Genomic DNA, 19,058 nt, shown 5'->3' on the forward strand with positions numbered 1-19,058 from the left:
CCGATCTCCAAAATCAGCTTTGAATCCGATTTGCGCTCTTTTGGGAATCCCAATCCTTAAATCATCACCACGACCTACAAAGGCTATCACTTTTGGGCGCGGGGATACTACGTGTCCACGGCTGGGCACGATGAGCAGGTCGTCAGACGGTATATCCGTAATCAAGAAAAGGCCGACAAAGCTTCCGACTTTGCCGACCTCTTTAATCGCAGCTACTAACTTATAGCAAAACCGCTTCTAGCGGTTCAAGCGCAGCGTTTCAAACCTCCACCTCTGGTGGAGGTTATGACTTGTTGGTGGTATCCCTGTTCACCCTTCTGGACGTTTGAATCCCATGGCTGATATTCCGCAGACCCTTGCTGCCTCGATCCGCGCTATTCACGATTATCCGAAGCCGGGGATCATCTTCCGCGATATCACGACGCTTCTAGGGGATGCTGCAGCGTTTCGCAGCGCGGTCGATGAACTGGTCCGTCCCTATGCGGATCTGGCGATCGACCAGATTGCGGGCATTGAGGCGCGCGGGTTCATTCTCGGCGGCGCCATGGCGCATCAACTTTCGGCAGGCTTCGTTCCAATCCGCAAGAAGGGCAAGCTGCCGCACACCACCGTTCGTGTGGCCTATAGCCTCGAATATGGCGTCGACGAGATGGAAATGCATGTGGATGCGGTGAAGCCGGGCGACAAGGTCATTCTCTGCGACGATCTGATCGCGACGGGTGGCACGGCCGAAGGCGCTGTGAAGCTGCTTCGTCAGTTGGGTGCCGAGGTGGTGTCCGCCTGTTTCGTCATTGATTTGCCGGAACTGGGCGGGCGCAAGAAGCTGGAGGCGCTCGGCGTCGAGGTCCGCACGCTGGTGTCCTTCGACGGGCATTGACGGCTGAGCAACGCTCTGTTCTGCTGCGGTTCCATTGATGTCCACAGGAGAGTCACATGGAATTCACATCGCTGATTGGGTTTGCGCTTGCATTCTTCATTTTCGCGGCCAGCCCCGGCCCGGATAATATGACTATCCTTGCGCGAACGCTTCATCACGGTCCGGCATCCGGTCTGGCTTACGGTCTCGGTACGGTTACAGGTATCCTCATCTTCCTGTCCCTTGCGGCCTTCGGCTTGTCCGCCTTCGCGGCAGAGATGGGTTGGGCGATGGTGGTGCTCCGCTATCTCGGAGCGATCTACCTGATCTGGATGGGATTTCGGCTGTGGACTGCGCCCGCTGCCTTACCGGAAGCGCGGCATGTGGCCGGTCATGGGGAATTATGGCGCGGTTATCTGGCGGGGGTGTTTCTTAATCTCGGAAACCCCAAGATGCCGCTGTTCTACATCGCTCTGCTGCCAAACGTCGTTGATGCACATCTCTCGCTCGGCGATTTCAGTCTGCTGGCGGCGGCGATCCTGATCGTCGAGGCCATCGTGATTGGCGGGCACATTCTGCTGGCCTTGCGCACACGCGGATTGCTGCGCAATCCGGTGGTCCTGCGCCGTCTTAACAAAGGCGCAGGCGCTTTGATGGTGGGAGCCGGGGCCACGGTGATCGTGGCCCGCTGAGCTCGTGCTCCTCAGGTGAATTCCAGCACGCTGCTTTCGAAGCGAATAACGGTCTCGCCGTTCTGGTTGACGCCTTCATTCAGGGTCGAGTTCAGCCAGACACCCGGGCGCGAGGCCAGTTCGCGGCTGTTGAGCAGCGTCGTGTAATAGGTGATCCGGTCGCCGGCATAGACCGGCTTCAGCCACTGGAGCTTGCGAAAGCCGGGCGATGGGCCGAGCTTGGGTGGGGCAATGCCTTGCTTGTGCAATCGAATACATTCCTTGGTCCAGTAGGCTAGAAAGGTTTTCATCCAGCCTGCTGCACTCTGCCATCCGGAAGCGCACAGGCCGCCGAACACGAAATCCTTGGCAGCCTCGGCATCCAGATGGAAGGGCTGAGGATCGAACTTGCGTGCAAAGCCGATGATGCTGTCTGCGGTGAATTCCATGGTGCCCACTTCGAGGCGCGTGCCGACCGTGTTGAGTTCAGCCATTCTCATGGTGCAGTCTCCTGAACAGCCCGCATCCGGAACATGATTGCCTGCTCCAGCACGCAGACGGTTTCGCCGCGCTGGTTGTCAACTTTGCTTCGCATACGGATCAATCCGATGCCGGGCTTCGAGCGGAGTGTTCGAGCTTCCAGAACCACTGCCTGCCCGGAGAGTGTGTCACCTGCCAGAACCGGTTTTTTCCAGTCCATGAAGTCAACGCCCGGCGCACCCTCACAGGTGGAGTTCAGCAGAAAACTGTCAATAGTCATGCGCATGTGCAGCGCAGACGTATGCCAACCGGATGCCGCAAGGCCGCCTAGAATGCTCGCTTTACCGGCTTCCTCGGAAAGATGCATTGGCTGCGGATCATATTCGGAAGCGAATTCGATGATCTCTTCAGCACTGACCGTAAGCGGCCCGAGCGGAAATGCGCGCTCCGGGGTGAAGTCTTCAAAGTGAAGCTTCCCATTCGTCATGCCTGGTTCCTTCATGAGACTGGGTTATCATCGATGAATAGCGTTTCATCGAACTTGTTCCAGCAGTTGTTTTAGCAATTCAATAGATAAAGCCTCAGTACGCTCGTTCCTGAAATGCCTTGTGGGGGTTGTTAGTATGCAATGATTTCACGGTCGCGTCCATTCCTGGTTGCGTCTTTCTGTCTTTGTCCGTCTCGGAAATGCGACAGCAGACACTTGGCTTGTAAGCACAGGTTCTAGGTCGCCGATGGGCATGGACAATGCCCGGCCGCGGAGATTATTCAGGATGGTGGGAGTTCTGCTCTCAAGGCATCGGGAGGAGAAACATGAACACGCTGAGAGCTGCACTACAGGGTGCTGTCGAGAAAGGGCTTGTTGATGCCGCCAAGGTCGCGGATCTCGAGCGGCATTTGTCGAAAGCGCTTGCCTTGCCTGCTGGCTCCGTGGCGGACGGTATGCTGTCGTCACCGCCGGATACGGAAGCCCCCCGGTTTCTACGTGGTTTTCACGATGTGCTGATCAGCATCGGCATCCTGATCCTGTTTGCCGGCCTTTGGGGGCTCGGCAATATCTTCGTCATCACGCCTGCCATCATTCTCCTGTCTGAAATACTGGTCGCGCGCCAGCGTCTGGCTTTGCCCGCGGTCGTGCTGACCATTTCGGCTGCGGCGGTGACCTGGATTGCGGGGTTGGTGATCCTGGGCGATTACGTCGATGCTGACACTTCGCTGGGTATTGCCGCTTATGTGGCCCCGTTTCCGGCGGTGCTCGGGCTCTATGCCTTGCGTTACCGAGTTCCGCTCGCCGTTGCGCTCTTCATTGCCTTCTGTCTGGCTCTGGCTACGATGCTTGTCTTCGCACTGCTGGAGCGAGTGTTCGGGGTGCAACATTTCATCACGAGCTATCCGTTTCTGCTGGTCTGCATTCTGTTGCTCTCGGCGGGCGGGCTGTTTGCCATTGCTATGCGTTTTGATCTTGCTGACCGCCATCGAATTTCGAGAAGCGCCGATATTGCCTTCTGGCTTCATCTGATGACGGCGCCTGCCTTGCTGTATGCCGTTCTTTCCTTTGTCATCTACCTTCGGACCGGAGCGTTGAGAATCGCCCCGGAGAGTTGGCAAGGCGATCTGGCGCTGCCGATCATAGCCGTCGTGTCCTGCCTGATGCTGGTGGGCATTCTGATAGACCGGCGCGCGTTTGCGACCTCCGGACTTGTAGCGCTTGTCGTCGCCGTGATCGGGATCCTGAAGGAACAGCAACTGACCGGCGATCTGATCGTGTTCATGGCGCTTGCCGTTGTCGGCATCGTCGTGCTGCTGGTGGGCGTGGGATGGCGTTATCTGCGCCACCGGGTGCTGGAACTCTTTCCGCCTGCCATGGCCGAAAAGCTGCCGCCTGCTGCGTGAGTTTAGGTCGGTCGGTTCATGTTGCTCCGCGCACAGCTGACGATGGTCTCTGTGAGGGCCTTGAGAGGCGTTACGGCGGAGGACTTTATCTGCCAGTACAGCGGAACGTCGATCGGATGTGCAGGCGCCAGATCCACGAGTGTGCCGTTGGCGAGATGGTGGTGCAAGAGATAAAGTGGGCTCATACCCCATCCCAATCCCAGCAGACAGGCATCGATAAAGGCATGGCTGGAGGGGAGCCAATGGTTTGGAAAAGCGACCTGTTGGCCGGTGACCCTGCGAACCCAGCTGTCCTGCAGCCGATCCTTACGGTTGAAGACAATGCCGGGCGCCTTCTGCAGCGTTTCTCTCGTGAGCCCCTTGCTGAAATATTTCTGGCGGAATGCGGGTGAGGCGGTCGCAAGATAGGTCATGGCACCGAGCGAGAACGTCTTGAAGCCCGCAACAGGTTCCGGCTGTGCGGTGACTGCACCGATAGCCCGACCTGCTTTCAGGATGTCGGTCGTATGATCCTGATCATCCACAATCACATCGAACAGATAGCCCGTACTGGAACTCGCGGCGGCGGCAGCGCTGAGAAACCAGGTGGCGAGACTGTCGGAATTGACCGCCAACGGGATCGTAACCCGGTCCTCGCTGTCACGGTTGGGAGGCAGGGCCGGGAGGGCGGCGGAAAGGTCATGCTCCAGCATCAAGACCTGCTCGACATGGCGACAGATCAACTCGCCCTCGCTGGTCGCGGTGCAAGGCTGGCCACGTACAATCAAGATCGTGCCAAGGCGTTCTTCCAGCGCCTTGACCCGCTGCGAGACCGCAGAAGGTGTAACGGACAGCTTCTGGGCAGCCTTTTCGAAGCTGCCCGTGCGCACCACCATCGCCACTGCCTGCAGTCCGCCATAGTCCAGCATCGGATTAGTTTTCCTTAATTCGCGTAAGGAGCCTTCATTTTACTTAACTCGCCTGGCCGGTTAATTCCAGACTATTCAGTTAAAGGAAATGGCGTGATCACAACGGCCTACACGACGGGTTTCAGTATCGGGCTTAGCCTCATCGTCGCGATTGGGGCTCAAAATGCCTTCGTGCTGCGGCAGGGTTTGCGAAACGAGCATGTTCTGGCCGTCGCCCTGACCTGCGCGCTTTCCGATGCATTGCTTATCTTCTTCGGCGTCAGTGGTTTTCAGCAAATCCTTGCGTCTGCGCCATGGATCGATCCTGTCATGCGCTATGCGGGGGCGGCGTTTCTGCTGTGGTATGGCGCGCGCAGCCTGCATTCCGCCGTGACGGAAGCTTCCAGCCTCGTGATCACGGAGGGCGCCGGACTGCCTTTCTCGACGGTGATCTCCACCTGTCTCGCTTTCACCTGGCTCAATCCGCATGTCTATCTGGATACGGTCGTGCTGGTAGGGACGCTTTCAACCCGCTTCCCGGGCGAGGAACTGATCTTCGCCGCAGGAGCATCAACGGCTTCACTGGTCTTCTTTTTCTCGCTCGCTTACGGCGCGACTTATCTGAGGCCCCTGTTTGCGAAGCCCTCGGCGTGGCGCTTACTCGATACCTGCATTGCCCTCATCATGTGGACGATTGCCGCAACGCTGCTCCTCGAGGTTTGAGCCTCTTCGCGAACAACAAAGCCGCCGGTGCGGGTGCAGCGGCGGCCAGTATGGAGCGAATGTCGCTTTGATCAGGTATTGAAGCGGAAATGGATGACGTCGCCGTCATTCACGACATATTCCTTGCCTTCATCGCGGCCCTTGCCCGCTTCCTTGGCACCGACTTCGCCCTTGAAGGCAATGTAGTCGTCATAGGAAATGGTGAAGGCGCGGATGAAACCACGTTCGAAATCGGAGTGGATAACGCCTGCCGCCTGTGGCGCCTTGGTGCCGCGAACGATGGTCCAGGCACGCGTTTCTTTTGGGCCAACGGTGAAGTAGGTGATCAGATCGAGCAGGTGGTAGCCAGCGCGGATCAAGCGATCAAGGCCTGCTTCGTCAAGGCCGAGCGCAGAGAGGAATTCGGTTGCTTCCTCTTCCGGCAATTGAGCGACTTCGGCTTCGATGGCAGCGGAAATGATGACGCATTCTGCGCCCTGTTCCTTCGCCATGGCAGCAACCGCTTCGGTATGCTTGTTACCCGTGGCGGCATCTGCCTCTGCGACGTTGCAGACATAAAGAACCGGATGGGAAGTCAGCAGGTTGAGACCCTTGAGAACGGCAATCTCATCGGTTCCCAGTGTCTTCAGCAACAAGCGAGCCGGCTTGCCCTCATTGAGAAGCTTGATCACGGCTTCCATGACCGGAAGCTGTGCCAGCGATTCCTTGTCCTTGCCGGTCGCACGCTTGCGGGTCTGTTCCACGCGGCGCTCCAGGCTTTCGAGGTCCGCCAGCATCAGTTCGGTTTCGATGGTTTCGGCGTCACCGACCGGGTTGATGCGGCCTTCGACGTGGGTGATGTCGTCATCTTCGAAGCAACGCAGAACGTGGACCACAGCATCCACTTCGCGAATGTTGGCGAGAAACTTGTTGCCGAGACCTTCACCCTTCGAGGCGCCGCGCACCAGGCCGGCAATATCCACGAAGGAAATGCGGGTCGGGATGATTTCCTTCGAGCCCGCGATGGAAGCCAGCTTCTGCATGCGTGCATCTGGCACGGCCACTTCACCCGTATTGGGCTCAATGGTGCAGAAGGGATAGTTGGCGGCCTGTGCAGCAGCCGTTTTCGTCAGCGCGTTGAAGAGCGTCGACTTGCCGACATTGGGCAGGCCGACGATGCCGCATTTAAATCCCATAAGGGTTGACCCGTCGTTGTTTTCGATTTGGCTTCGGCTATGGGGGAAGAAGGTCATCGGGTCAAGGGCAAGCGATGCGAGCAGAGGCTTAAATCCCGTCCGTGGAGGGCTGCGCGACTTGTCCGCGACCTTTTCAGGCAGTAAGCTTGCTATGACGCGGGGCTGATGCCCGTCGCGCATCTTGCCATCTATCAATATCCGTGCTGATCGCTTGTGAGCGACAATTGAGCCTGTTGGGAACGCGGCCATGAGTGAGAATACGACTGTCAAGCCGACGACAAAGGCGAAGCCAAAGCTCGAAAGACCCAAGCTCTACAAGGTCATTCTCTTGAACGACGACTACACGCCGCGCGAATTCGTGACGATCGTGCTGAAGTCGGTGTTCCGCATGAGCGCGGAGGCTGGACACCGCGTGATGATGACGGCGCACCGCATGGGGCTTGCTGTCGTTGTCGTCTGTGCCAAGGATATTGCCGAGACGAAGGCGAAGGAAGCGGTGGAGCTCGCCAAGGAGGCCGGGTTCCCGCTGATGTTCATCACTGAACCGGAAGAGTGAGCCTTCACTCCCCCTTCGGGCCGAACATCTTTTTCAGCATATCTGCCATGGGGCCGGACGCTGGAAGGGCAGGGCCGCGATTGCTTCGCGCCTGATGGATGTGGGACTGGTTGGCGGGCTTGGATGGCTTTGGCGCTTTTGCAGGTTTTGCCGTCGGGTCTGTACTCTGGTCACCGGTGGCCAGCGCGATCTTGTTCATCAGTTGCGAATCTTCACCCTTCACAAGATGGCCGATATTGGCAGCAATCGCATCGAGCAGTGTCTCAAGCCAGGGCTGATCAGATTTCGCAAAGTCGCCCAGAACATGGTTATGAACCAGTTCCTTGGAGCCGGGATGGCCGATGCCCAGCCGCAGGCGCCGGTAGTCCTTGCCGCAATGGGCATCCAGCGATTTCACGCCGTTATGTCCGCCGTGTCCGCCACCTGTCTTGATGCGCGCCTTGCCGGGAGGAAGGTCGAGTTCATCATAGATCGCAACGATGTTCTGGGGGCCGAGCTTGTAGAAGCGCATGGCTTCACCAACCGCTTCTCCGGAGAGATTCATGAAGGTCTGCGGCTTCATCAACAGGACCTTCTCCCCGTTGATTTCGCCTTCGGAAATCTCGGCCTTGAACTTTTTCGACCAGGAGCCAAAGCCAGGCAACCGCTGGATTGCATCAACGGCCATGAAGCCGATGTTGTGGCGATTGCCGCGGTATTGACTGCCCGGATTTCCCAAGCCTGCGATGATGATCATGATGGTTTGGACCTTTGCTCTCGATCGCTTTCCCACTCCGAAAGGGCAGTAAAGTCAAGAGCTATGTCGTCAGGCGGGCCTTTGCAGGACCAAGACATGACTGTGCGAGTCAACGAGGAGGCAGCAGGCCATACTTGCGCAAGATGCGATCCTGTTCCCCGGTAGAGCGCAGTGTATCCAAAGCGGCCTGCATTCTGGCGATCAGGTCGGGCGAGATCGCGCGATTGCAGGCAATACCCAGTTTTTGTTCCGAGAAGATCATCAGACGGCGCAATTCGGCTCCGTCCCGGATCAGCTTGTTGTAGACCGATTCCGACATCGGAATGAGGTCGATGCGTCCCGCCATGAGTTTTGCCAGCGAGGTCTCGAAATTTGCGCTGACATCGATTTTTTCGAACCCTTGTTCCTTCAACAAGCTGTGTGTGTAATCACCCCGCTGGGTGCTGACGGTATACCGCCGCGCTTGCTCGATCGTGCGGGCATCGACCGGAGATGATTTGAGTGCGACGAGCAGATTGATATCCGAGAAAAAGGGGGTGACCCACTGAAAGCTCTTTTCGCGTTCCTTGGTACGGGCTGCGGCAAAGACGCAATGATCCTTCGAGGTTTCCGCAAGCGCCAGAGCTCTGGCCCAAGGCATGACCTCGATTGTGTAGCTGGCCTTGACGCTATTGGCGCGCATGATGGCATCCACCAGGTCGACTCCGACGCCGGATGGTTTTCCAGTCGATGAAACAAAGCTGTAGGGGGGGTAGGATTCGGTTGTGAAGGTTAACTGCTCGGATCGTACCGACGCCGCCATAAGTACCATTATACCTGTCAGGAGAAGTCGGTTCACGCTCACCCCCAGTTGAATCGCTAGTTCAGTTTGCGCTTATGCAATGCGCGACTCCAGTAAATTCGCGGTCGTGTTCAGATTTGTGATGAGATCCGGCACGGCCATGGGCTTGGAGAAGAGATAGCCCTGTGCACAATCGACGCCGATGGCGCGCAACTGCGTGAACTGCTCCTCCGTTTCCACGCCCTCGGCGACCACGATGCAGTTCATCTTATGCGAGATAGCAGTGATACCTTCCATCAGCATCCGGTTTTTCTGCTTGATCTCGACTGCATCGGTCCCCAGCGATTTCACGAAGGACTGATCGATCTTTACGATGTCGACCGGGAAGCGGCTCAAATAACTCAGTGAAGAATAGCCTGTTCCGAAATCGTCCAGTGCGATGCGGCAGCCGAAACTGTGCAACTGATCCAGGATTGTACGTATTTCCGGGTTGTCGTGCATCAGAACCGCTTCGGTGATCTCTATCACAACTTGGCCGGGGCTGAGGCCGAAACGGGACGCATGGGCTGCGATACGTGTCGGCAAGCTGTGTTCGAATTGCAGCGGTGAGAAGTTCACGGCCACGTAGCAGCGCTCCATGCCCGGTATGCGGCATACATTTGCGAGACTTTCGAGCGCGTCCTCCAGGATCTCATTGCCAATCCTGTCGATCGAGCCTGTGTCCTCGGCAACGCTGACAATGGCCGCAGGAGACTGAAGGCCCTTGCGTGGATGACGCAGGCGCATCAATGCCTCGAAGCCCATTGTAGAGCGGGTACGCGTATCGACGATGGGTTGGAAGTGCGCCTCGAACCAGTTGTTGGCGAGAGCGGCCTCGATATCGGACTCGATTTCGGCCCTCTGGCGTGTCCGATCCAGGATGGCATCATCATAGACGCTGGCGCCATTCTTGCCCTCGCGCTTGCGCGCATACATCGCCATGTCGGACCGCTGAAGAAGCTCTGCGGCGCTTTGCGCATGCTGCGGATAGACGGCAAGGCCGATGCTGGCGCTGAGGCGCACTGAAGCACTATCGAGCTCGAAGGGATTATTGAAAGCGGCGACGACCTGCGCACAAATTTGCGATGCCCTCGCATTTGCATCCTTGCCGGTAATAAGGAGGGCAAATTCGTCGCCTCCCAAACGGGAGGCACAATCCTGCGCTGCAATCATTGGTGCAATACGCTCGACGAACTCACAAAGGACGCAATCGCCGGCAGCGTGACCAAGCGTATCGTTGATCGATTTGAAGCGATCCAGATCGATGAACAGACAAGCGACTTCGGTCTTGCTCTCGTCTGCCTCTTCAATCTTCTCGTCAAGCGCGATCTCGAATCCCTGACGGTTCAGTAAACCGGTCAGGTGATCGGTGATGGCCTGATGGTGGTTGCGAATCTCAGACTGCTTCAGCTCTGTGACATCCGTCATGACGCTAAGCGAGGTCGGCAGCTCGGCGGATGCCGACTTGAGAAGCGTCTCCATGATAAGCACGTCGATTATGCGATTATCTGCACATTGAAAACGGACTGTGACACCATGGCTGGCGTTGCCCCCGTCGGATTCCGTCCCACGGTCGAGATAGGCCCGGCGATCCTCCGGAATGATGAGATCAACGAAGGGCCGGCCCAGGACATGTCGGCGGCTGTAACCCGTGGCGAGAAGCCAATAATCGCTCACCGCCCAGATCATGCCGTCGGCATCCAGCGAGAAGAGCATTGCAGGCGTAAGGTTATAGATTTCGGTTGTTTGCTGATGGGCGCGCTTCAGCTCCCGTTCTTCACGATCCAGCTGGATCTGCATTTCATTAAAGCTTTTCGCAAGGCGGCCCATCTCATCCTTAGAGCGCCAGTCCACGTGGTGGCGCGAGCCAAGTCGACGCGTCGCTTCGACTGCAGCGGTGAGGCGCAGGAGCGGGCGGATGACCATCAGTCGGTTGCCGACGATTGCCGCTGCGAACACCACAAAGATCGTGACCGCAAAGATGGAGATCAATGTGATCTCCATTCTGTTCAATGCCGAAAACAGCCCGACCCTGTCGTAGTGGACGGTGATTGTGCCGATTCGCTGGACGCTGTCAGGCGCACGGTACATGATCGGGCGCGACATCTTTTCCAGATCTTCGCTGCTGTCGCGAAGGTTGCTTTCGGTTACATCGAACTTGCCAAGCGTATCGATGACCTGAACGACACGGATTGCACCTTCGCCCACAAGCTGCTCGGTGACCTGCCGGATACTTTCGATATCGAGATCCCAGAGCGGCTTCGAGAGGGCCTGCGCATTAGCGCCGATCAATACCTGGATGTGGTCGTGCTGGCTTTCACTGGCCTGCCTGGAGGACAGAGCGAGGAAGAGAGAGAAAAGAGGAGCGACGACGATGACTAGAGCTGCAGAAATGATCGCGATAAAGCGGCTTTCGACAGATCGTGTCATGGGTTTCTCCCTTGCGCGTTCCAGCAGTGTCGCCGGATATCGACGTAAGCTGCTTTGATCGTGGCACGTATTCTTTAAATTTTACGAAACAGAACGTGTTCGTTCAATCATGGCACGAGCAGGTGTGACCTTAACTTGCAATATTGCGATATTGGAAACGTTTCGAGACAAAAGCCTTAAGCGTCGGTAAAAATCAAAAACCCGCCCAGCTGTCGCCGGACGGGCTAAAACTAACTGAAGGTTAGAATGAAGCTTATTCTGAAGCTTCAGCTGCGCCTTCTTCAGCTTCTTCTGCAACTGGAGCAACGATGGATGCGATCGTGAAGTCGCGATCGATCGTCGTCTCTACGCCCTTTGGAAGCTTGATGTTGGAGATGTGGATGGAATCTCCAAACTGAAGACCTTCGAGGTCAGCCGTCAGGAATTCCGGAATGTCGTTTGCCGGGCATACGAGTTCGACTTCGTGACGAACGACGTTCAGCACACCACCCGTCTTGATGGCGGACTTTTCTTCGTTGATGAAACGAACCGGGACTTCAACTGTAACGCGGCTGTCTGCGGAAACGCGCAGGAAGTCGACGTGCATCGTGAAATCGCGAACCGGGTCCAGCTGGTAGTCCTTCGGGAGAACCGAGATCTTCTGGCCATTGACGTCGATCGTAGCAACGGTAGTCATGAAACCGCCAGCGTGAATACGCTTCGTTACTTCGTTCGTGGACAGGGCGATGGAAATCGGAGCCTGCTTGTCACCATAGATGACGGCAGGAATCAAACCGTTGCGGCGAAGTTCGCGGGAGGACCCCTTACCAACCCGATCGCGCGCCTCGGCCTTGAGCTCATAAGTAGCGTTGCTCATGGCATATCCTTTTCGAGGTTATTGGAGAATCCGGGCCGGGAACCTGTCCCCGCCGGATTTGAAGGGCATCATCCGACGCGCTTCATCCGCGTTGCCTCCAAGGGTGTCTACGCGGACGCCCGCGCTATAGACGATCTCTGTCTGAAGTGCAAGCTGGAGACCTTTCAACGTTCTCTTCGCGATCCCGCCTGATCCAGGATCACAACCTTCGTCATGCCACCGCCGCAGAATTCATTCTGATTGCAGAGTGCTCTGAGGCTTGAGTGTCGAGATTGGTGCCTGTGTTCCTCAGTATTTCTATGAACAGCAAAGGGTGCTGATCATCATTCGGCATTTGAAGGATCTCAGCGTAAAAATCGCCATGGATGATTATGACACCGGCTATTGATCAGCCCATAAAGACATTGGCCGCACGTGCTTTGAGCGCAGTGCGGCCAATGCTATTCGTATTGCGCGGGATTGTGTCAGTCGAACAGGCTGGATACGGACTCTTCGAGTGCCGTCCGGTTGATCGCCTCGCCCAGTAGACCGGCAGTCGAGACGACGCGGATATTGGGAGCAGACTGAACCGCCGTTGTCGGCTGTATGGAATCGGTGATCACAAGTTCCTTGAGTTTTGATGAACTGACGCGAGCGACAGCGCCGCCAGACAGAACACCGTGCGTGATGTAGGCTGTAACGCTGGTTGCGCCATTTTTCAGCAGCGCCTCTGCGGCGTTGCATAGGGTGCCGCCGGAATCGACGATATCGTCGATCAGCAAACAGTCCTTGCCGGTCACATCACCGATGACATTCATGACTTCGGATTCACCGGCGCGCTCACGACGCTTGTCGACAATCGCCAGCTGGCAATCCAGACGTTTCGCAAGAGAGCGAGCACGAACTACGCCGCCGACATCCGGCGAAACGACCATGACGTTCTTCAGGTCATAGTGTTCCTTCACGTCACGGGCCAAGATTGGCACGGCGTAAAGATTGTCGGTCGGGATATCGAAGAAGCCCTGGATCTGGCCCGCATGAAGATCGAGCGTCAGAACGCGATCCGCGCCGGCTTCCGTGATCAGGTTTGCAACCAGCTTGGCAGAGATGGGCGTGCGCGGACCCGCTTTGCGGTCCTGCCGGGCATAGCCGAAATAGGGCAAAACTGCGGTGATGCGCCGTGCGGAAGAGCGACGGAACGCATCGATCATGATGAGCAATTCCATCAGGTGGTCGTTTGCAGGGAACGATGTGGACTGAACGACGAAAACGTCCTCGCCACGGACGTTCTCCTGAATCTCCACGAAGATTTCCTGGTCGGCAAAGCGCCGTACGCTCGCTCTTCCAAGTGGTACATTGAGGTAAGAACAGATCGCGTCGGCCAGATGCCGGTTCGAATTGCCTGCGAAAACCTTCATTTGGGTCCGCCCATTTTGACGCTGGATGCGGGCCTTTTACCGAGGCGGGCCTCGAATGCAAGACTGTTCCGCCTCAGAGGTCGGATTTTTATGTAACCAGTGTTAGAGGTGGCAAATTTGCCTCAACTCAGAATAATCAGGCGCGATTGTTGCGCCACTCAAGATAGCTTTTTATCGTGGTTTGGCCGACCGATTGCATGAGTTCCGCCGGTACTGAGGCCCAGGGATCCGCGCCGCCGCGCGAGGGTGTGGATAACTGTCCCTGAATCCGGTTGAGGCGGGCACCTGTGGCGTCCAGCACATCCCAGACGTACACGACCGTTACCTTGCCGTCATCCTCGAAAGCGGAGAGATAGCCCTTAAGGATATGCCCGGCGGAGGAGTCCGCCGCAGCCTTGATGGTCAGGCCAGCGGCACGCGCCGAGGAGCCGAGCTCCTTGGACAGAGGTGTCACCGCCTGAACGGGCGCACCGATAATCGGAAGAAAACGGATGCTTTCTGCCTCGGTAGCGGAGGCGGTGGGGGCAGATGCAACCGCTGCAGCGCTTTGCGAGGAAGCGTGTGGAGGTGGCGATGAGAGCGGGGCGCTCTGGACCGTGCTCTGGCTTGAGGCAGAAGCGCCTTCAATCATGGCACGCGACTGCGCTTGCTTGGAGTTTTGCGGTCCAGCCGGATAGGAAGGTGCGGGCGGGATGGATCTTGCCTGTGGTTCAGGGCTTCCGGCCATGCGCTGGGCTTCGGCTTGCGTTACCGGGCTTGTCGGATGCAGTCCACCGCCAACATCCACCTTCGGTGTCAGCGCATCGGATGTGTTGCAGCCGCAGAGAAGGGTGGCCGCCAGCGGTGCCCAAACCTGCAGTTGGTGCTTTCGCATCCCGTTTCTCCTGCCGTCTTCCCGAGAAAGAGAGTAGGGGCGAGGAAAGGTTCAAGTCAACGCCAGTGACTCATCCACGCACAATGAGATCCAGACTGTATCGCGAAAGGCTACGGGGTGTATCATGCGTGGTGAGGTAGGTCTGACCCAGCGACATTGCAGCACCACTGTCGGAGTCCATGATGATCATGTGCACGAACAGCGACATACCGGCCAGGATCTCCTGTTCGTTTCCGGCATGGAACATCTGCTGCTCCATCCAGGACGGCGAAAAGCGGGCTCCGAGCGAATAGCCGCAGCTGTTCAGGCGATGTCGTGTCAGGCCCCGCTCATCGATGATGCGGGCGTGCACGTCGAATACGTTCCCAAAGGTGTTGCCGGGTTTCAGAACGTCCTCGATTGCGAGCAGGGCTTCTCGGCATGCATTATAAAGTTCGCGATGGCGGCTACTTACCTCGCCGACCAGCACGGTGCGCATCATCGCAGCGTGGTAGTGGGCAGAAACGCCCGCCCATTCCAGCGTCAACTGGTCGATGGCATCCAGTCTGCGGCGACCTGCCTTGTAGCGGCAGAGAAGTGCGTCTGGTCCAGAGCCGATAATGAATTCGTTGGCGGAATAGTCTCCGCCACCCTTCAGAACCGCGCCCTGCATGGCAGCCAGAATCTCTGCCTCATCAGCGCCGGGAGCAATCAGACCGAGCGCGGCATCCAGCGCATCATCCGCCAGTTCGGCAGCGCGAACAATATGCGCGATCTCCGCGGGGCTCTTGATGAGACGCAGTTCGCCGACGAGATTTGACGCATCGCTTAAGGATGCAAACGTGGAAAGCTGGTTATCGAGAAGCCGCGCAACGCGGCCCGTCATGCCATGCGTATCGTATTCGACGCCAATCTTCGCGCCCAAAAGGTCCAGATCGCTCAGCAGGTTCTTCAAGTCCAGCGTTGGATCCGCATTCACCCGGTCCACCCAAATGAAGATGTTTTCGACTGTAGACGTATGACGTGCCTGCCGCATGTCCGCAGAACGGGTGAGGAGCGAAATGGAGCCGTCTGCCTTCACGACCATGCATTGGAAAAAGCAGTAGCCAAAGGTGTCGTACCCGGTCAGCCAGTACATGCTCTCTTGCGCAAACAGCAAAAGCGCGTCGAGCTTCTGTGCTTCCATGACATCCGTCAGGCGCCGAAGGCGCTCGGTATATTCGCTTCTGTCGAAATGCAACGCCATGTCACGTCTCCATTATTGCAATGGCTGAAATCTGTCTGCCGTAATCTGGTTCCCTGGCATGTGTCGTGCGACGGTAGGAAAAGAAGCGATCCTGATCGGGATAGGTATCGATAGCGAGATTTTCAGCCCGGACGCCCGCATTGAGCAGCCGCTGCGTCGTGAGCGATGGAAGATCGAACATGGCGTGCCCAGCCTTGGTCGATGGCGTAAAGTACCGCTCGAACCGCGGGTCCTGCGTGACGAAGCGCTCCACAAATTCCGGGCCGACTTCGTAACTGGCCGGCCCGATGGAGGGCCCAAGCGCTGCGGTGATATTCTCAAGGCTTGCGCCCAAGGAAATCATCGCGCTGATGACGTTTTCCGCAATCCCGCCGAGAGCACCTTTCCAACCGGCATGGGCCGCACCGATAACCCCCGCCTTGGCATCCGCAAACAGGATTGGGCCGCAATCGGCAGCCAGGACGCCCAAGATCAGGCCGGGTGTCGCTGTCACCATGGCGTCCGCCTGCAGTCGTGTTCCGTTATATCGGTCATCCATGATGATGACATCGGTTGAATGGATCTGATGCACGGTCGCCAGCCGTTCCGGTGGTTGCCCGAACCAGGCGGCGACACGGCGTCTGTTTTCCAGCACCTTCTCAGCATCGTCATGTGAGCCAAGGCCCACATTCAAACTGGCATAGATGCCATCTGACACGCCGCCTTCCTTCGTGAAAAAGCCGTGGCGAATGCCAAAAGGCTCCAGTTCGGATAGGCTTGGGCTATGGACCGGCGATAGGGCTTGTTGCTGCATAAGTTCCCGCTGCGTGAGACGTTGGTGCTGACGTGTCGTTTTACGGTTCCGGTTCCGGGCGGATTTGATCTGCGCCGCCAGTCTGTTGGTCATAGGCATGCTCGTCCGTGCCGACGTTTCCGGCATGCCATCTGTGCGGCAGGCGCCATGCCCACTGCTTCGTTCGGTGCGGACTGTGGCCCGGCGGCTGCAAACCTGTCAACCGCTCAGCTCAGAAGATCAGGTTCAGCGCGTGACAGGCTTGAACGGGGCCAGGGCTACCTTGGGGGAGGAGACTGCCATGACCTTGAACAACTCGCCCATCTTGCCTTCACCGGCACCGGCCAGACGGTCTGCCGCCAGCGCGATTGCTCTTTGCTCCTGCTCTGCCTTGCCCGAAGCCAGCGCCTGCGCGCGCTGGGCAAGGCCAAGGCCGTAGAGGAAATCGCCCTGATGAAGGCAGCCGTTGATCTGCAGGTTGGAGGCGCGCGCCACCCGTGCAAGATCTTCAAAATCGACATGGCTGGTCAGATCCGCTTCGCCGGGATGCGCGAGGGGATGATCATAATCATGGCGAAGGACCGCCTGCAGCGTATCGCCGAAGGAGGTCGCCATGTGGCCATAATCGATGATGACTGCGGTGCCACCATTTTGTGTCAGCCGGTCGCACAAGGCCTGCATCACCGCCTGCCGTGCCGGGGCAACCTCATAGACCGTGCCCTCCGGTTCGCCCCCACTTCCCTGTGGGAGAAGCGTGGGATCGATGGTGGCCATTCCAACGCCGAAGGCCAATTCGTCATCGGCATCGAGGCCCACAAGGCGTTCCCGGAAGCCGGTGCCTGTCTTGACGAACTGGCGGATGGGGATTGCGTCAAACAGTTCGTTGGCGGCAATCAGCGTGAAACCGGGCGGGACATCGTCAAATCCGCGATGCCAGTGAACCTTGGCGGAAAAGGCTTCCAGCGTCACCCTCTGCACGCCACGCAAACGATCGCTCGTTTCCACGAGATGGATCTGGAGTTCGTCAAACAATGTCGGCGCAAGCCGCCGCACGACGCGCATGATGTCCAGCATCATTGTGCCGCGTCCCGGCCCGATCTCCACCAGATTGACCGGTATCGGGCTGCCGTGCTGCTGCCAGGCGTGAACCAGGAAGACGCCGATCATTTCGCCGAAAAGCTGGCTGATCTCCGGAGCCGTGATGAAATCGCCCGACTGGCCGAAAGGCTCGCGCGTCCGGTAGTAGCCGTGTTCCGGATCGGCAAGGCACAGGGCGAAATAGTCCGTAACGCTGATGGGACCGTTGAGCTTGATCAGGTTCTTGATTTTGTCTGCGAGCGGCGTGGTCATGCTTGCCTCGTCTTCGCCTCAAGGAGTGGGAGCCGCGGCGCGTGCGCGGAGGATTGCCCACATGCCGATCACCAGCATGGGCAGGGAAAGCACCATTCCCATGGTCAGCCAGCCGAACGCGAGATAACCGAGCTGCGGATCCGGCTCCCGGAAGAATTCCACGAAGATACGCGACAGCGCGTAACCACAGACGAAGGCGCCTGCCACCGTGCCGGGCTTCCGCAGTGCTTTGACGTGATGAGTCAGGACACGAAGAACGAGCAGCAGGACGATGCCTTCGAGCACGGCCTCGTACAACTGGCTGGGGTGGCGTGCAAAAGGCCCGCCCGTCGGGAAAACCATGGCCCAGGGAACATCGCTGATGCGACCCCAGAGTTCGCCATTGACGAAATTTGCGAGGCGGCCAAAGAATAACCCGAACGGCGCAACGGTCGCTACCGTATCGAACAGGCTCCAGACCGGGATGGCGTTGCGTCTGGCGAAGAAGATCATTGCCAGAGTGGTGCCGATCAATCCTCCGTGGAACGACATGCCGCCATTCCAGATCTGGATCGCCCTGATCGGGTTCTCGATCACCGCTCCCATATCGTAGAAGAGGATGTAGCCGATACGTCCGCCAAGAACGATACCAGCGGCGACCCAAACAAGGAAATCGTCCAGTTTTTCCGCCGTCATGGGCGATGTGCCGTTCGGCCAGAGCTCCGGTCTGGTGACCATGCGCTTGGCATAGTGCCAGCCTAGCATGATACCGACGACATAGGCGATGCCATACCAATGCACGGCAAGAGGACCGATCGAAAACGCGATCGGGTCTATGTTCGGATAGGGTAGTATGGCGAGAAGACCAGGTGCTGAGTACAAATGAAAATACCTCGGCCGGAAAGCCAATTCTTTCGCGGAAGATGACTTTCGTCCCTGAACGGGTCAAGGCTTATCTCGCCAAAGCTCTGGTCATCCTCAGACAATTGCAGGAATCCGATCCAGGGAGTGCCAAAAATCTTGCAAGCAGGTTCGTCTGCGCCTACCTCAGTTGGGAAGATCAACGGCTTGCCGCCGCGGCGGCCCGGATAAGGAGTAGAGATCCATGTCTACCGGCAGCAATCGCATTCTCGATGAATTCGCCCGCCTGATGACGGATGCGGCGGGAGCGGCGCAGAGTGTGCGCAAGGAGGCCGAAACGGCAATCCATGCGCAAATGGAGCGTTTCATCAATTCGCTGGACGTGGTGAAGCGCGAGGAATTCGAGGCCGTGCGTGAGATGGCCATCAAGGCTCGCGATGAGAACGATGCGTTGAAAGCGCGGATCGAGGTATTGGAAGCCAAGCTTGCCAATAACGGCTGAAACGTCTCTTCCAAC

At 57.7% G+C, this 19,058-nt stretch carries 21 protein-coding genes and 1 pseudogene; 8 read left to right on the plus strand and 14 right to left on the minus strand.

Translation table 11 applies throughout. From position 1 onward, the window contains the following. Positions 1–81: 81 nt before the first annotated feature. The 3 genes and pseudogenes from MUU53_RS12265 to MUU53_RS12275 form a co-directional block, all read left to right on the plus strand. Positions 82–219, plus strand: a pseudogene (locus MUU53_RS12265) (transposase); the annotation flags it as partial. A 115-nt stretch (positions 220–334) separates the two neighbouring features. Continuing rightward, on the plus strand, positions 335–877 hold the full coding sequence (locus MUU53_RS12270) for an adenine phosphoribosyltransferase (RefSeq protein WP_247261135.1): 543 nt from the start codon (positions 335–337) through the stop codon (positions 875–877). Between the two features lie 56 nt (positions 878–933). After that, positions 934–1,548 (plus strand): LysE family translocator, encoded by a 615-nt coding sequence (locus MUU53_RS12275; protein ID WP_247261136.1) that lies wholly within the window; start codon positions 934–936, stop codon positions 1,546–1,548. An 11-nt stretch (positions 1,549–1,559) separates the two neighbouring features. Here MUU53_RS12275 and MUU53_RS12280 read toward each other — a convergent pair whose 3' ends face one another. Together MUU53_RS12280 and MUU53_RS12285 are read right to left on the minus strand one after the other, a co-directional pair. Then, positions 1,560–2,027, minus strand: a complete 468-nt coding sequence (locus MUU53_RS12280) for a MaoC family dehydratase (RefSeq protein ID WP_247261137.1) — start codon at positions 2,025–2,027, stop codon at positions 1,560–1,562. Next, on the minus strand, positions 2,024–2,494 hold the full coding sequence (locus MUU53_RS12285) for a MaoC family dehydratase (RefSeq protein ID WP_247261138.1): 471 nt from the start codon (positions 2,492–2,494) through the stop codon (positions 2,024–2,026). The genes MUU53_RS12280 and MUU53_RS12285 overlap by 4 nt, the downstream gene beginning before the upstream one ends. 326 nt (positions 2,495–2,820) lie before the next feature. On the opposite strand from MUU53_RS12285, the gene MUU53_RS12290 reads away from it, so the two are divergent. Next, positions 2,821–3,900 carry a hypothetical protein gene (locus MUU53_RS12290; protein ID WP_247261139.1) on the plus strand — a complete coding sequence of 360 codons (1,080 nt, stop codon included), beginning with the start codon at positions 2,821–2,823 and terminating at the stop codon, positions 3,898–3,900. Between the two features lie 2 nt (positions 3,901–3,902). Here MUU53_RS12290 and MUU53_RS12295 read toward each other — a convergent pair whose 3' ends face one another. Then, positions 3,903–4,808 (minus strand): LysR family transcriptional regulator ArgP, encoded by a 906-nt coding sequence (locus MUU53_RS12295; RefSeq protein WP_247261140.1) that lies wholly within the window; start codon positions 4,806–4,808, stop codon positions 3,903–3,905. Positions 4,809–4,901: 93 nt separating this feature from the next. On the opposite strand from MUU53_RS12295, the gene MUU53_RS12300 reads away from it, so the two are divergent. Then, positions 4,902–5,510: a LysE/ArgO family amino acid transporter gene (locus tag MUU53_RS12300; RefSeq protein WP_247261141.1), complete on the plus strand. Its 609-nt coding sequence runs from the start codon at positions 4,902–4,904 to the stop codon at positions 5,508–5,510. A gap of 71 nt (positions 5,511–5,581) precedes the next feature. Here MUU53_RS12300 and ychF read toward each other — a convergent pair whose 3' ends face one another. Further along, the gene (ychF, locus tag MUU53_RS12305) at positions 5,582–6,685 is read right to left on the minus strand and encodes a redox-regulated ATPase YchF (protein ID WP_137136088.1); all 1,104 of its coding nucleotides are present in this window, start codon (positions 6,683–6,685) and stop codon (positions 5,582–5,584) included. 247 nt (positions 6,686–6,932) lie between these two features. Here ychF and clpS point away from each other — a divergent pair, with 247 nt between their 5' ends. Continuing rightward, positions 6,933–7,241 carry an ATP-dependent Clp protease adapter ClpS gene (gene clpS / locus MUU53_RS12310; protein WP_247261142.1) on the plus strand — a complete coding sequence of 103 codons (309 nt, stop codon included), beginning with the start codon at positions 6,933–6,935 and terminating at the stop codon, positions 7,239–7,241. Between the two features lie 4 nt (positions 7,242–7,245). Here the strand turns inward: clpS and pth are convergent, their stop codons facing one another. From pth to MUU53_RS12330, 4 genes are all read right to left on the minus strand, one after another. Beyond that, the gene (pth, locus tag MUU53_RS12315; RefSeq protein ID WP_247261143.1) at positions 7,246–7,977 is read right to left on the minus strand and encodes an aminoacyl-tRNA hydrolase; all 732 of its coding nucleotides are present in this window, start codon (positions 7,975–7,977) and stop codon (positions 7,246–7,248) included. Between the two features lie 109 nt (positions 7,978–8,086). Beyond that, entirely contained in the window at positions 8,087–8,815 is a 729-nt protein-coding gene (locus tag MUU53_RS12320) for a substrate-binding periplasmic protein (RefSeq protein ID WP_247261144.1), read from the minus strand. Between the two features lie 36 nt (positions 8,816–8,851). Then, entirely contained in the window at positions 8,852–11,227 is a 2,376-nt protein-coding gene (locus MUU53_RS12325; protein ID WP_247261145.1) for a putative bifunctional diguanylate cyclase/phosphodiesterase, read from the minus strand. A gap of 253 nt (positions 11,228–11,480) precedes the next feature. After that, positions 11,481–12,083, minus strand: coding sequence for a 50S ribosomal protein L25/general stress protein Ctc (locus tag MUU53_RS12330; RefSeq protein ID WP_247261146.1), 603 nt, complete (start codon positions 12,081–12,083; stop codon positions 11,481–11,483). 259 nt (positions 12,084–12,342) lie between these two features. On the opposite strand from MUU53_RS12330, the gene MUU53_RS23235 reads away from it, so the two are divergent. After that, the gene (locus tag MUU53_RS23235; protein ID WP_281435115.1) at positions 12,343–12,471 is read left to right on the plus strand and encodes a hypothetical protein; all 129 of its coding nucleotides are present in this window, start codon (positions 12,343–12,345) and stop codon (positions 12,469–12,471) included. A 76-nt stretch (positions 12,472–12,547) separates the two neighbouring features. Here MUU53_RS23235 and MUU53_RS12335 read toward each other — a convergent pair whose 3' ends face one another. The 6 genes from MUU53_RS12335 to lgt all read right to left on the minus strand — a co-directional run bounded on the left by MUU53_RS12335 (position 12,548) and on the right by lgt (position 18,562). Continuing rightward, positions 12,548–13,480, minus strand: a complete 933-nt coding sequence (locus MUU53_RS12335) for a ribose-phosphate pyrophosphokinase (protein ID WP_247261147.1) — start codon at positions 13,478–13,480, stop codon at positions 12,548–12,550. Between the two features lie 136 nt (positions 13,481–13,616). Then, on the minus strand, positions 13,617–14,354 hold the full coding sequence (locus MUU53_RS12340; protein ID WP_247261148.1) for a hypothetical protein: 738 nt from the start codon (positions 14,352–14,354) through the stop codon (positions 13,617–13,619). Between the two features lie 70 nt (positions 14,355–14,424). Continuing rightward, positions 14,425–15,579 carry a M24 family metallopeptidase gene (locus MUU53_RS12345; RefSeq protein ID WP_247261149.1) on the minus strand — a complete coding sequence of 385 codons (1,155 nt, stop codon included), beginning with the start codon at positions 15,577–15,579 and terminating at the stop codon, positions 14,425–14,427. A 1-nt stretch (position 15,580) separates the two neighbouring features. Beyond that, positions 15,581–16,372 carry a peptidoglycan editing factor PgeF gene (pgeF, locus tag MUU53_RS12350; RefSeq protein WP_247261203.1) on the minus strand — a complete coding sequence of 264 codons (792 nt, stop codon included), beginning with the start codon at positions 16,370–16,372 and terminating at the stop codon, positions 15,581–15,583. 225 nt (positions 16,373–16,597) lie between these two features. After that, positions 16,598–17,701, minus strand: coding sequence for a class I SAM-dependent methyltransferase (locus MUU53_RS12355; RefSeq protein WP_247261150.1), 1,104 nt, complete (start codon positions 17,699–17,701; stop codon positions 16,598–16,600). Between the two features lie 18 nt (positions 17,702–17,719). Then, the gene (gene lgt, locus MUU53_RS12360; protein ID WP_247261151.1) at positions 17,720–18,562 is read right to left on the minus strand and encodes a prolipoprotein diacylglyceryl transferase; all 843 of its coding nucleotides are present in this window, start codon (positions 18,560–18,562) and stop codon (positions 17,720–17,722) included. 223 nt (positions 18,563–18,785) lie between these two features. Here lgt and MUU53_RS12365 point away from each other — a divergent pair, with 223 nt between their 5' ends. Further along, entirely contained in the window at positions 18,786–19,043 is a 258-nt protein-coding gene (locus MUU53_RS12365) for an accessory factor UbiK family protein (protein WP_247261152.1), read from the plus strand. The last annotated feature ends 15 nt before the right edge of the window (positions 19,044–19,058 follow it).

The organism is Affinirhizobium lemnae (genome assembly GCF_022968395.1).
In the GTDB taxonomy this organism is placed as follows: Bacteria; Pseudomonadota; Alphaproteobacteria; order Rhizobiales; family Rhizobiaceae; genus Neorhizobium; species Neorhizobium lemnae.

What these genes read in the sequence shown, in the direction of transcription:
- MUU53_RS12270 (WP_247261135.1), top strand. Translation starts at nt 335, where the DNA reads ATGGCTGATATTCCGCAGACCCTTGCTGCCTCGATCCGCGCTATTCAC.
- MUU53_RS12275 (WP_247261136.1), top strand. Translation starts at nt 934, where the DNA reads ATGGAATTCACATCGCTGATTGGGTTTGCGCTTGCATTCTTCATTTTC.
- MUU53_RS12280 (WP_247261137.1), bottom strand. Translation starts at nt 2,027, where the DNA reads ATGAGAATGGCTGAACTCAACACGGTCGGCACGCGCCTCGAAGTGGGC.
- MUU53_RS12285 (WP_247261138.1), bottom strand. Translation starts at nt 2,494, where the DNA reads ATGACGAATGGGAAGCTTCACTTTGAAGACTTCACCCCGGAGCGCGCA.
- MUU53_RS12290 (WP_247261139.1), top strand. Translation starts at nt 2,821, where the DNA reads ATGAACACGCTGAGAGCTGCACTACAGGGTGCTGTCGAGAAAGGGCTT.
- MUU53_RS12295 (WP_247261140.1), bottom strand. Translation starts at nt 4,808, where the DNA reads ATGCTGGACTATGGCGGACTGCAGGCAGTGGCGATGGTGGTGCGCACG.
- ychF (WP_137136088.1), bottom strand. Translation starts at nt 6,685, where the DNA reads ATGGGATTTAAATGCGGCATCGTCGGCCTGCCCAATGTCGGCAAGTCG.
- clpS (WP_247261142.1), top strand. Translation starts at nt 6,933, where the DNA reads ATGAGTGAGAATACGACTGTCAAGCCGACGACAAAGGCGAAGCCAAAG.
- pth (WP_247261143.1), bottom strand. Translation starts at nt 7,977, where the DNA reads ATGATCATCATCGCAGGCTTGGGAAATCCGGGCAGTCAATACCGCGGC.
- MUU53_RS12325 (WP_247261145.1), bottom strand. Translation starts at nt 11,227, where the DNA reads ATGACACGATCTGTCGAAAGCCGCTTTATCGCGATCATTTCTGCAGCT.
- MUU53_RS12330 (WP_247261146.1), bottom strand. Translation starts at nt 12,083, where the DNA reads ATGAGCAACGCTACTTATGAGCTCAAGGCCGAGGCGCGCGATCGGGTT.
- MUU53_RS12335 (WP_247261147.1), bottom strand. Translation starts at nt 13,480, where the DNA reads ATGAAGGTTTTCGCAGGCAATTCGAACCGGCATCTGGCCGACGCGATC.
- MUU53_RS12340 (WP_247261148.1), bottom strand. Translation starts at nt 14,354, where the DNA reads ATGCGAAAGCACCAACTGCAGGTTTGGGCACCGCTGGCGGCCACCCTT.
- MUU53_RS12345 (WP_247261149.1), bottom strand. Translation starts at nt 15,579, where the DNA reads ATGGCGTTGCATTTCGACAGAAGCGAATATACCGAGCGCCTTCGGCGC.
- pgeF (WP_247261203.1), bottom strand. Translation starts at nt 16,372, where the DNA reads ATGCAGCAACAAGCCCTATCGCCGGTCCATAGCCCAAGCCTATCCGAA.
- MUU53_RS12355 (WP_247261150.1), bottom strand. Translation starts at nt 17,701, where the DNA reads ATGACCACGCCGCTCGCAGACAAAATCAAGAACCTGATCAAGCTCAAC.
- MUU53_RS12365 (WP_247261152.1), top strand. Translation starts at nt 18,786, where the DNA reads ATGTCTACCGGCAGCAATCGCATTCTCGATGAATTCGCCCGCCTGATG.